At 73.0% G+C, this 11,243-nt stretch carries 13 protein-coding genes; 8 read left to right on the top strand and 5 right to left on the bottom strand.

Translation table 11 applies throughout. The features are described 5' to 3' along the window. Positions 1–33: 33 nt before the first annotated feature. Positions 34–1,371 carry a glutamine synthetase family protein gene (locus OOT42_RS08485; RefSeq protein ID WP_273654431.1) on the bottom strand — a complete coding sequence of 446 codons (1,338 nt, stop codon included), beginning with the start codon at positions 1,369–1,371 and terminating at the stop codon, positions 34–36. Between the two features lie 93 nt (positions 1,372–1,464). Here OOT42_RS08485 and OOT42_RS08480 point away from each other — a divergent pair, with 93 nt between their 5' ends. The 3 genes from OOT42_RS08480 (at position 1,465) to OOT42_RS08470 (ending at position 4,989) form a co-directional block, all read left to right on the top strand. Then, positions 1,465–3,132 (top strand): NAD+ synthase, encoded by a 1,668-nt coding sequence (locus OOT42_RS08480; protein WP_273654430.1) that lies wholly within the window; start codon positions 1,465–1,467, stop codon positions 3,130–3,132. A gap of 64 nt (positions 3,133–3,196) precedes the next feature. After that, the gene (panB, locus tag OOT42_RS08475; protein WP_273654429.1) at positions 3,197–4,009 is read left to right on the top strand and encodes a 3-methyl-2-oxobutanoate hydroxymethyltransferase; all 813 of its coding nucleotides are present in this window, start codon (positions 3,197–3,199) and stop codon (positions 4,007–4,009) included. Next, positions 4,006–4,989: an endonuclease/exonuclease/phosphatase family protein gene (locus OOT42_RS08470; protein ID WP_273654428.1), complete on the top strand. Its 984-nt coding sequence runs from the start codon at positions 4,006–4,008 to the stop codon at positions 4,987–4,989. Before panB ends, OOT42_RS08470 begins: the two co-directional genes overlap by 4 nt. 69 nt (positions 4,990–5,058) lie before the next feature. Here OOT42_RS08470 and OOT42_RS08465 read toward each other — a convergent pair whose 3' ends face one another. Further along, positions 5,059–5,232 carry an SPOR domain-containing protein gene (locus OOT42_RS08465; protein ID WP_273654427.1) on the bottom strand — a complete coding sequence of 58 codons (174 nt, stop codon included), beginning with the start codon at positions 5,230–5,232 and terminating at the stop codon, positions 5,059–5,061. 78 nt (positions 5,233–5,310) lie between these two features. Between OOT42_RS08465 and map the strand changes: the two genes are divergently transcribed. The 5 genes from map to OOT42_RS08440 all read left to right on the top strand — a co-directional run bounded on the left by map (position 5,311) and on the right by OOT42_RS08440 (position 8,566). Beyond that, positions 5,311–6,183, top strand: a complete 873-nt coding sequence (gene map, locus OOT42_RS08460) for a type I methionyl aminopeptidase (protein WP_273654426.1) — start codon at positions 5,311–5,313, stop codon at positions 6,181–6,183. Next, positions 6,180–6,953, top strand: a complete 774-nt coding sequence (gene ppgK / locus OOT42_RS08455) for a polyphosphate--glucose phosphotransferase (protein ID WP_273654425.1) — start codon at positions 6,180–6,182, stop codon at positions 6,951–6,953. Before map ends, ppgK begins: the two co-directional genes overlap by 4 nt. A gap of 44 nt (positions 6,954–6,997) precedes the next feature. Further along, positions 6,998–7,777, top strand: a complete 780-nt coding sequence (locus tag OOT42_RS08450; RefSeq protein WP_273654424.1) for an MBL fold metallo-hydrolase — start codon at positions 6,998–7,000, stop codon at positions 7,775–7,777. A 21-nt stretch (positions 7,778–7,798) separates the two neighbouring features. Continuing rightward, positions 7,799–8,086 carry a DUF6191 domain-containing protein gene (locus OOT42_RS08445; RefSeq protein WP_273654423.1) on the top strand — a complete coding sequence of 96 codons (288 nt, stop codon included), beginning with the start codon at positions 7,799–7,801 and terminating at the stop codon, positions 8,084–8,086. Between the two features lie 66 nt (positions 8,087–8,152). Continuing rightward, positions 8,153–8,566, top strand: coding sequence for a VOC family protein (locus tag OOT42_RS08440; RefSeq protein ID WP_273654422.1), 414 nt, complete (start codon positions 8,153–8,155; stop codon positions 8,564–8,566). 164 nt (positions 8,567–8,730) lie between these two features. Here OOT42_RS08440 and OOT42_RS08435 read toward each other — a convergent pair whose 3' ends face one another. The 3 genes from OOT42_RS08435 to OOT42_RS08425 all read right to left on the bottom strand — a co-directional run bounded on the left by OOT42_RS08435 (position 8,731) and on the right by OOT42_RS08425 (position 10,759). Continuing rightward, positions 8,731–9,126 (bottom strand): hypothetical protein, encoded by a 396-nt coding sequence (locus OOT42_RS08435; RefSeq protein ID WP_273654421.1) that lies wholly within the window; start codon positions 9,124–9,126, stop codon positions 8,731–8,733. Positions 9,127–9,629: 503 nt separating this feature from the next. Continuing rightward, on the bottom strand, positions 9,630–10,286 hold the full coding sequence (locus OOT42_RS08430) for a DUF6318 family protein (protein WP_273654420.1): 657 nt from the start codon (positions 10,284–10,286) through the stop codon (positions 9,630–9,632). Positions 10,287–10,459: 173 nt separating this feature from the next. Continuing rightward, complete coding sequence (locus OOT42_RS08425) at positions 10,460–10,759, bottom strand: hypothetical protein (RefSeq protein ID WP_273654419.1); 300 nt, start codon at positions 10,757–10,759, stop codon at positions 10,460–10,462. Between the last annotated feature and the right edge of the window lie 484 nt (positions 10,760–11,243).

Here is an 11,243-nt window from a genome sequence, read left to right as displayed (position 1 = left end):
GCCTCGCGTCGGCGCGCACGTCCACGCGCCCCGTCACAGGACCGGCAGGAACCGCCGCAGCTCGTACGGCGTGACCTGTGCCCGGTACTCCTCCCACTCCTGGCGCTTGTTGCGCAGGAAGTAGTCGAAGACGTGCTCGCCGAGCGTCTCGGCGACGAGCTCGGACTTCTCCATCACGGCGATCGCGGCGTCGAGCGACTGCGGCAGCGGGTCGATGCCGAGCGCGCGACGCTCGGCGTCCGTGAGCTCCCACACGTCGTCCTCGGCGCCCTCGGGCAGCTCGTAGCCCTGCTCGATGCCCTTGAGGCCCGCGGCGAGGATGACCGCGAACGCCAGGTAGGGGTTGGTCGCGGAGTCGACCGAGCGGTACTCGATGCGGCTCGAGTTGCCCTTGCCCGGCTTGTAGAGCGGGACGCGCACGAGCGCGGAGCGGTTGTTGTGGCCCCAGCACACGTAGCTCGGCGCCTCGGCACCGCCCCACAGGCGCTTGTAGGAGTTGACGAACTGGTTCGTCACGGCGGTGATCTCGGCGGCGTGCGTGAGCAGGCCCGCGATGAACGAGCGCGCGGTCTTCGACAGCTCGAGGTGGCCGCCCGGCTCGTGGAACGCGTTGCGGTCGCCCTCGAACAGCGACAGGTGCGTGTGCATGCCCGAGCCCGGCTGGTCGGCGAGCGGCTTGGGCATGAACGACGCGAAGACGCCCTGCTCGAGCGCGACCTCCTTGACGACCGTGCGGAACGTCATGATGTTGTCGGCCGTCGTCAGCGCGTCGGCGTAGCGCAGGTCGATCTCGTTCTGGCCCGGGCCGGCCTCGTGGTGCGAGAACTCGACCGAGATGCCCATGGACTCGAGCATCGTGATCGCGGCGCGGCGGAAGTCGTGCGCGGTACCGCGCGGCACGTGGTCGAAGTAGCCGCCCTGGTCCACGGGGACGAGCGCCTGCGCCGGGTCCGCCGGGGCCTCGAACAGGTAGAACTCGACCTCGGGGTGCGTGTAGAAGGTGAACCCCTGGTCGCTCGCGCGGGACAGCGCGCGCTTGAGGACGTGGCGGGAGTCCGCGAGCGACGGGGCGCCGTCGGGCGTCAGCAGGTCGCAGAACATGCGGGCGGTGCCGTGCCGCTCACCGCGCCAGGGCAGCACCTGGAACGTCGACGGGTCGGGGCGCGCGATCATGTCGGCCTCGTACACGCGCGTGAGGCCCTCGATCGCGCTGCCGTCGAAGCCGATCCCCTCGGAGAACGCGTTCTCGAGCTCGGCCGGCGCGACCGCGACGGACTTGAGGATCCCGAGCACGTCGGTGAACCAGAGGCGGATGAAGCGGATGTCCCGCTCCTCGACCGTGCGGAGCACGAACTCCTGCTGCCTGTCCATGGCGTACATCCTGCCCGATGCCGGGCCCGTCCGGCCGCCATCGACCGTGCGACGTGGCGGGCGGTCGTCGTGGCGGTGACTAGGCTCGATGCCATGACGAGGCCGCGTATCGCCCTGGCCCAGATCGACACGTGCGTCGGGGACGTCGACGGCAACGCCGCCGCCGTCGTCACGTGGGCGCGCAAGGCCGCGGACGCGGGTGCGGACCTCGTCGTGTTCCCCGAGATGACCCTCACCGGCTACCCGATCGAGGACCTCGCGCTGCGCGCGTCGTTCCGGCGCGGTGCCGAGGCCGCGCTCGAGCGGACCGCCGCGGACCTCGTCGGCGCGGGGCTCGGCGAGCTCGCGGTGCTCGTGGGCACGGTCGGCGAGCACGGCGCGGGCGACGCGGCCGCCCCGGACGACCGCGGGCTCCCCACCAACCAGGCGGTGCTGCTGCGGCACGGCAAGGTGCAGACGCGGTACGACAAGCACCACCTGCCGAACTACGGCGTGTTCGACGAGTTCCGCATCTTCGCCCCCGGTGACGAGACGTGCGTGGTCGACGTCGCGGACGCGCGCGTCGGCGTCGTCATCTGCGAGGACATCTGGCAGGACGGCGGCCCGGTCGCGCAGATGGACGAGAACGACGTCGACCTGCTCGTCGTGCTGAACGGCTCGCCGTACGAGGAGGGCAAGGGGCACGTCCGCGTCGAGCTCGCCGCCCGGCGCGCGCGCGAGGTCGACGCGCCCGTCGCGTACGTCAACCTCGTCGGGGGTCAGGACGACCTCGTGTTCGACGGGGGCTCGTTCGTGGTCGGCGTCGACGGGACCGTGCTCGCGAGCGCGCCGCAGTTCGTCGAGCACCTGCTGGTCTGGGACCTTCCCGAGCCCGGCGCCGCCCCGGAGGCCGGCGAGCTCGCCGCGCCGCTGGAGCCCGACGAGGAGGTCTACCGGGCGATCGTCACCGGGCTCGCGGGGTACGTCCGCAAGAACGGGTTCCGGTCGGTGCTCCTCGGCGTGTCGGGCGGGATCGACTCGGCGCTGACCGCGGCGATCGCGGCCGACGCGATCGGGGGCGAGCACGTCGTCGGCGTGTCCATGCCGTCGGCGTTCTCCTCGGACCACAGCAAGGACGACGCGGCCGACCTCGCCCGACGGATCGGTGCCGACTACCGCGTGCAGCCCATCGCGTCGGTCGTCGAGGCGTTCCAGGAGCACCTCGCGCTCACCGGCGTCGCGGAGGAGAACCTGCAGGCGCGCGTGCGCGGCGTGCTGCTCATGGCGATCTCGAACCGCGAGGGCCACCTCGTCATCGCGCCCGGCAACAAGTCGGAGCTCGCGACGGGCTACGCGACGATCTACGACGCGGGCAGCATCGGCGGGTTCGCGCCGCTCAAGGACGTCGACAAGTCCCGCGTGTGGGCGCTGGCCCGCTGGCGCAACGCCTACGCCGTCGCGCGCGGCGAGACGCCCCCGATCCCGGAGTCGTCGATCACCAAGCCGCCGTCCGCCGAGCTGCGCCCGGGCCAGCTCGACCAGGACTCGCTGCCGCCGTACGACCTGCTCGACGAGGTGCTCGACGCGTACGTCGAGCACGCCGAGGGCCGTGCCGAGCTGCTGGCCCGCGGGTTCGACCCGGCCGTCGTCGACAAGGTCGTCACGCTCGTCGACCGCGCCGAGTGGAAGCGCCGGCAGTACCCCCTCGGCCCCAAGGTGACGGCGCTCGCGTTCGGGCGCGACCGCCGCCTGCCCGTGACGTCGCGGTGGCGCGAGCCCTGAGGCCTCACCCCACCGCGACCCTCGTGACCCTCGTGACCCGATCGCACCCCAGGAGCACATCCTCATGACCCAGAACGTGAAGCGCGTGCGCGTGCACCACCTGCGCCAGGCGAAGGAGCGCGGCGAGCGGCTGTCGATGCTGACCGCCTACGACGCGGTCACCGCGGCGATCTTCGACGACGCGGGCGTCGACATGCTGCTCGTCGGCGACTCGATCGGGAACACGATGCACGGGCACGCGACGACGCTCCCCGTCACCGTGGACGACCTGATCCCGCCGGCACGGGCCGTCGCGCGGGCTGCGCAGCGCGCGTTCGTCGTCGTCGACTTCCCGTTCGGCTCCTACGAGGCCGGTCCGGAGCAGGCGCTCGCCACGGGCGTGCGGCTCATGAAGGAGACCGGCGTCGACGCGGTCAAGCTCGAGGGCGGCAAGCGCGTCGTGCCGCAGATCCGGGCGCTGACCGACGCGGGCATCCCCGTCGTCGGGCACCTCGGGTACACGCCGCAGTCGGAGAACCTGCTCGGCGGACCGCGCGTGCAGGGCCGCGGCGACGTCGCCGCCGAGAGGCTGTCCGAGGACGCCGTCGCGATCGCCGAGGCGGGCGTCGTCGCACTGGTGCTGGAGATGGTGCCCGCGCCGCTCGCGGCGCGCATCACCGAGATCGTGCCCGTCCCGACCATCGGTATCGGCGCGGGCCCGCAGTGCGACGGCCAGGTGCTCGTGTGGGTCGACATGGCCGGCATGACGGAGTGGTCGCCGCGGTTCGCCAAGCGGTTCGGCGAGGTCGGGGCGGCGCTCAAGGCAGCCGCGACGTCGTACATCGACGAGGTCCGCGGCGGCACGTTCCCCGACGCGGCGCACCAGTTCGACGCGTGACGCCCGCGCGGGTCGCCGCCTGGGTGCTCGCCGGACTCGCGGCCGTCGTGCTCGGCGTCCTCGTCGTGCCCGTGGGCGGCGGGCTGTTCGGCATCGCCCAGCTCGTCGCGTTCCGGGCGGTCGTCGGCCTCGCGACGCTCGCCGGTGCGGTCCTGCTCGTGGCCGTGCCCTGGACGCGCCGCCGGCTGCTGCCCGTCGTCGTGGTGCTGGCCGTGGGCGCCGCGGGACAGCTGGGCGTGCTCGCGTGGCGCTCGGTCCCGCTCCCCGCCGCTGCCACGTCCGCCGCGGCGCCGACTGCGGGGTCCGACGACGCCGTCGTGGTGCTGTCGTTCAACACGCTCGACGTCGTCCGGGCCCCCGCGCTGGCGGACCTCGTCGACCGGCACGACGCCGACGTCGTCGTCCTCCCGGAGACGTCGGAGACGACCGCGCGCGAGGTCGCCGCCCTGCTCGCCGACCGTGGCCGCCCCTACCAGGCGCTCGCCGTCCCCGGCCACGTGAGCACGATCGCCGGGACCGCGCTGCTCGTCTCCCCCGACGTCGGCCGCTACGCCGCCGCGGAGCCGCTGCCGACCCGGCTCGGCTCGTTGCGCGCCGACCCCGCGGGCGACGGTCCGGTGCTCGTGGCCGCGCACCCCCTCGCACCGATCGCGCGGTCGGCCATGCCGACGTGGCGCGACGAGACCGCCCTCGTCGCCCGGACGTGCGCGGGGACGCCGGGCGCGATCGTCGCGGGCGACCTCAACGCGACCCTCGACCACCCCGGGCTACGGTCGCTCGGTCCGTGCGTCGACGCCGCCCGCGCCGCCGGGGCGGGAGCCCGCGGGACGTGGCCGGCCGCCGCGCCGACGCTGCTCGCCGCGCCCATCGACCACGTGCTGGTCGACGGTCACCGCTGGCGCGTGACGAGCTTTGAGGTGCTGCCCGCGACCGGAGGCAGCGACCACCGCCCGGTCGTGGCCCGGCTCGCGCCACGCTGACGCACGTCGTCGCGCCGGACCGCACGGGGCCGCGGCGGCTTGCGCCGAGCACGGTCTCCGGCGTCCGCGTCAGCGGCTCCGCCGGTCCTCCTCGTCCCAGCTCTCGGTCCGCTCGCGCGCCCGCTCGAGCGCGTGCTCGGCCTCCTCGCGCGTCGCGTACGGGCCCATGAGCCTGCTCCAGTCGCTCTGGCGCCCCTCCTCGACCGCGTGGGTCTCGGTGTTGTACCAGTACTCCGTCGCCATCGTCCGCTCCCTCCGCGTCGCCGCCCACGACCTGTCCCGGCCGGGCCGCCCCCTCGTGCTGTCCGTAGACTGCCAGGTATGCCGCCCGTGCACGCGCCACGATCCGCCCTGGTCCCGGGCACGGTGAGCCCTCGCCGCGCCGTTCCCTCGACCATCGCCCGCCCCGAGTACGTCGGCAAGCCGGGCCCCGCGCCGTGGCGTGGGAGCAACGTCCTCGACGACGAGACCGTCGAGCGGGTCCGCGTCGCGGCGCGTCTCGCCGCGCAGGCTCTCGCGGAGGTCGGTCGGCACGTCGAGCCCGGCGTCACGACCGACGCGCTCGACGCGATCGGGCACGAGTTCCTGCTCGACCACGGCGCCTACCCCTCGACGCTGGGCTACCGCGGCTTCCCGAAGTCGCTCTGCACGTCCGTCAACGAGGTCATCTGCCACGGCATCCCCGACTCCACGGTCGTCGAGGACGGCGACCTCGTGAACGTCGACGTCACCGCCTACATCGGTGGCGTGCACGGCGACAACAACGCGACGTTCCTCGCGGGCGACGTCGACGAGGAGTCGCGCCTCCTGGTCGAGCGCACGCGCGAGTCGCTCGAGCGGGCGATCAAGGCCGTGAAGCCGGGCCGCGAGGTCAACGTCATCGGCCGCGTCATCGAGAAGTACGCCGCACGGTTCGGGTACGGCGTCGTGCGCGACTACACCGGCCACGGCGTCGGCCCCGCGTTCCACACCGGCCTCGTCATCCCGCACTACGACGCCGCGCCGCTGTACGACACCGTCATCGAGCCGGGCATGGTCTTCACGATCGAGCCGATGCTCAACCTCGGGACGCCCGACTGGGTCCTGTGGGACGACGACTGGACCGTCGTGACGGCCGACGGCCGCCGCAGCGCGCAGTTCGAGCACACCCTGCTGGTCACCGACACCGGAGCGGAGATCCTGACACTGCCATGAGCCACGACAAGCACAAGAAGAAGCACGACGTCGCGTTCGGCATCGACATCGGCGGCAGCGGCATCAAGGGCGCGCCCGTCGACCTGCACGCGGGCGAGTTCGCCGCGGATCGCGTGCGCATCCCGACGCCGCTGCCCGCGACGCCCGACGCGGTGTCGCAGACCGTCGCGGAGGTCGTCGCGAAGTTCGACCTCGACAAGGACGTCCCGATCGGGGTCACGTTCCCCGCGGTGATCCTGCACGGCGTCGCGCAGTCCGCCGCGAACGTCGACAAGTCGTGGATCGGCACCAACGTCGAGACCGCCGTGGGGGCCGCGACCGGCCGGAAGGTCGTCGCCGTGAACGACGCCGACGCCGCCGGGTTCGCCGAGGTCAAGTACGGCGCCGCGAAGGACGTCGACGGCGTCGTGCTCGTCGTCACGCTCGGCACCGGCATCGGGTCCGCGCTCATCGTCGACGGCCGCCTCGTCCCGAACACCGAGCTCGGGCACCTCGAGATCGACGGGTTCGACGCCGAGTCCCGCGCCGCCGACTCCGCGCGCGACCGCGAGAACCTCGACTGGGCCTCCTGGTCGCAGCGGCTCCAGCGGTACTTCACGGTCGTCGAGAACCTGTTCTGGCCCGACCTCATCGTCGTCGGCGGTGGTGTCAGCAAGCACCACGAGCAGTTCCTGCCGCTGCTGGACATCCGCACCCGGATCATCCCCGCCGAGCTGCGCAACGCGGCGGGCATCGTGGGCGCCGCTGCCCTCGCGGCGAAGGCGCACTGACGACGCGCCCGCGCCCGCTCGTCGAGGTCGCCGCCGGCGTCCACGTGGCGACGAGCGCGGTGTACGCGACGACGTCGAGCCTCGTCGTGGGTGACGACGGCACGACGCTCGTCGTCGACCCCGGCGTCACCGCGGGCGAGGTCGCCGGCCTCGGTGCTGCCGTCGTGCGCCGCGGGTGGCGGCCCGTCGCCGTCTGGTCGACGCACGGGCACTGGGACCACGTGCTCGACGGCCACGGCGTGCGCGGCCTGCCGCGGTGGCGGGCCGGCGGCCCGGTGGCGCACGAGTCGCGCTGGGTCGAGGAACGGTCGCGCGAGCGGGACGACGACGCCGCCCTCGCGGCCGTGCTCGCCGCCCACCCGCAGGACGCCCCGGCCGACGTCGTCCCGGTGCCGCCCGTGCCGTTCCCGCACGCGCCCGGCACCGACCGGCTGGACTGGCCCGGACCGGAGGTCGCCGTCGTGCCGCACGCCGCGCACGCACCGGACCACGGCGCGCTCGTCGTCGTCCACGCGGGCGTCCTGCTCTGCGGCGACATGCTGTCCGACCGCGAGGTGCCGCTCCTCGACGACGCGTCGGCCGACCCCGTGGGCGACTACCGCGACGGTCTCGAACTGCTCGCCGCGGCCGTCGAGCAGTTCGGCGTCTCCGTCGTCGTCCCCGGGCACGGCTCCCCCGGCGACCGCGACGAGCTCGACCGGCGACTCGACGCCGACCGCACCTACCTCGACGACCTGGTCACGGGCCGGTCCGACGACCCGCGCCTCGCGGACCCGTGGGTCGCCGACGCCCACGCCGCGCAGCTCGCCGCCCTGCACCGCTGAGGCGCGTGCGACCATGGCCCGATGGAGTGGCTGTGGGCCGTCGCGGGCGTGGTCGGCGTGCTCGTCGTGGTCGACCGCCTCGTCGCGCGCGGCGTCTTCGACCGTCGCCGTCCCCGCACCCGCGTCCCGTCCGGGTCCGCCGCGTCCGGGATGTTCGGCGGCCTCGTCGACGTCTTCCAGCCCAACCGCGAGTACCTGACACAGGAGCAGGACCGGCAGCGCCTCGACATCCAGCACGCGGAGGATGCGGCACCGCCCGTCGACCTCGACGCGGGCGTCGTCCGCATCGACCCCGGCCGCACGATCTGACGCTGCTCGCGACCCCCGGCCGCTCCTCGACGCGCGACCCCGACCCGATCCCCCTACCGTCGCGGTGTGCCCCTCCACGTGTCCCAGCTCACGATCGACTGCCACGACCCCGTCGCGCTCGCCCGCTGGTGGGCCGACGCGCTCGGCTGGGACGTGCTCGACGAACCCGAGGACGACGACGGCCCGGTCGAGATCGAGATCGCCCCCTCCGACGGGTCTGCGACGAACTGGCTCTTCATCGAGGTCCCCGAGGGCAAGACCGTCAAGAACCGGCTCCACCCGGACGTGCGCCCGCCCGACGGCTCGGACCAGGCCACCGAGCTCGCCCGCCTGCTCGCACTGGGCGCGACGCCCGTCGACGTCGGCCAGGGCGACGTCCCGTGGCACGTCCTCGCCGACCCCGAGGGCAACGAGTTCTGCCTCCTGCGCAGCACCCCGAGCCAGCTCGCGGCGGCTGAGGCGGCAGGCTCTGACGCCTGACACCGCCCAGACCTGCCAACAGGCGGGTGCCACCCGGTGCGCACCGGTGACCGGGGCGACCTGGCGACGGTCCGCTCGACCGACCTGCGCCTTGACGACGACGCGAGGTGTCGAAGAGCGACCCTCGTGCGGTCGTCACCGGTGGGCACGCCTTCGCCCTCGCTTCAGCAGTCGTCGGGCGTGGGAATGTCGGTGCACAGGTCGTCGACGAGGCGGGAGCGACGTTCCTCGACGACGAACGGTGCGCTCGTGGTCGAGGTTGCCGCAGTGCCGACGACGTCGCGCCAGACCGTCGTACCGTCGACCCGGTACTTGCCCTTCCAGGTCGTGGTGAGCGTGACCTGCACCGTGCCGACCATGTCGTAGAGGTGGTACGTGTCGTGGTCCGGCCACTCGTGCCCCGGGCTGGTCGTGACGAGGTCTCGTGACCCGTCGCCGAAGTCGTACCGATAGGAGGCGGGTGCTGCGACGACGTCGATCCCCCGCCCGAGCAGCTCGGTACGGAACGTCTGCTCGGCCGGTCCGTCATCACGATCGTCTCCTTGTTGACCAGCACCCACCCCCGGTCGGGCTGCAGCCGCAGAACCGGCGGCGCGATCGGCAGCCGCCGGAAGTCCGCCTCGGTCAACGTCGGCACCGCGTCTTCCGGGCAGGTGTACCCGAGCGCAAACTCCCACGGGATGCCAAGCCACGACTGGGTCGGCGCCTGACGGGTCTGCGACCACAACGGCAGCAGCGCCGGACCGTCGACACACGTCGGGATCGGCGCCGTCTGGTTCGAGGCACCGCACTCCCGCAACTGTCCCGCGTTCTCAGGTGCACCGTCCGCGGGACGACCGGGCTCGGGATGCCCACCGGTGGGCACGTTGCACATCGGCGCCCGCATGTACCGCACCAACTGCATGCGCGGATCCTCGACGACCGATTCTTGGTACCGCGACTCTCCGGCCGCAGCGTCGAGCACCGCGTTGTCGTCCTGGAACTTGCCGGCGATCCTGGGTTGCACCGTCGTCCACACTGAACGTCAGCGTGCTCAGCACCGCGAGCGCTCCGACAACTGCGATCATGCGCCCCGCCGCTCGTAGGAGACCCCGCGGATCAGCCAACGTCCCTCTTGATGGACCACGATGATCTCGACGTCGTAGTCCGCGGAGCCGGGGTAGTCCTTGATGACGACACCGTTCTTGTCGACGTTCTGGGCCGGGCCCTGATGGAGGACGAGGTCGAGCGAGAACCAGTTGCGCGGGTCGACCGCGGTCCCGCTGACATCTCTGATCGACACGCCCCCGCCGACCCCGTGGCCTCCGATCGACGACAGCTCCCGTACGCCGTCGATCGTGGACGCACAGAAGACGCAGTCCGGGTGACTCAAGGACTCGAGCTCGGCGATGTCGTTGGTGTTCTCGGCGTACGCCATGAGTTGCAGGTAGTACGGCGCGATGGCCTTCGCGGCGTCGAGCGACGGGGGCCCGTCGAGTTCGGCCGGGCGAGTCGGCTTCACCCCGTCCGGCAGCGCCGCGATCGTGCCGGGCGGGACCGGCGTCATCGTCGGCGTCGGGCTCGGCGCCGAGGTCGGCGTCGGCGTCTCCTGGGCGCCAGTGCGGCCGTCGTCGGACGGAGGGTCCTGAGAGCACGCGCTCAGCGTGATCGAGGTCAGTACGGCGGCGAGTGCCGCGACGACCGTCGTGGCGCGGCCGTGCCCCCATGCGCGGTTCGACATGGGGGCGAAGTTAGCCGAAACGGACATCGCGCCGACACGTTCATCCACCGTCCCGCGAGGTCGACGGGCGGACCTCCGGTCGTCACCCCGACCCCGCGATCGAGGCGGCCGCCAGCTCGGCCACGAGCCGAACCTTCCCGCGCGGCGGGAGGGGGTGACCTGCGAGCGGTGACCTAGAAGGCGAGCGGCGACCTGCTCTTCTGCCGCGCGGCGGCCTCCTGCTCCTGCGCGGCGAGGACCCGATGACGGGCAGCACGGCCGAGGTAGTAGTCGCGACGCTCGGTGCCCGCCGCGGCGAGCTCGTCGAAGAAGATGGCCGCACGCTCGTGCACCTCGCACGCCTCGTCATGCAGACGGACCGCTTGTGTGACCGCGTCGGCGGTCGGGAATGTCTCCGAGACGTCTCGGAGCACCGACGCCGAGACGACCGGCGCGCTCGGTGCGGGATCGGGTGAGACGTGGATCGTGGCCATGTGGTCCCCCTCGGCGACTCTGCCGTCCAGGTGACGGGCGTGCGCGACCGCTCCGACTTCTCCGGAGAGGTCTGGTGCTCATCCTCCGATCACCCGCGGCAACCCGCGACCGGAACAGCGCCCAGTTCGCGACCTGCTGACAGCACCGGGCATCCGCCACGGTGCCGGATGCGCACGGTCAGTGATGCTGGAGCCGAGCCGAGACGTCGGGCCCGCTCGTTCGACGGTCTGCGACGCGACCGCCCGGGCTGAACGCACGAGGACGTCTCCACGCCGCCCGGTGCCAGGCTGACGTAGGTGGTCCGGTCCGCACGCCGCACCCTCGACGAGTCGGCCACCCGCCCTCGTCGCGGCGTCTCCCGCGGCCTCGGTACGCTCTCAGCGCGACGGGCTCGGGAAGGGCCGTCCGCTCCGGCGGATGCCAGAGGCGTTCGCGCTGACCGAGCCCAGGGACTTGGGCACCGCTCCGGAAGACAGGCCAGGC

The sequence above is a fragment of the Cellulomonas fimi genome, assembly GCF_028583725.1.
In the GTDB taxonomy this organism is placed as follows: domain Bacteria; phylum Actinomycetota; class Actinomycetes; order Actinomycetales; family Cellulomonadaceae; genus Cellulomonas; species Cellulomonas fimi_B.
Note: the sequence above shows the minus strand (reverse complement) of the source record. Positions and strands in the feature narration are given on the sequence as shown.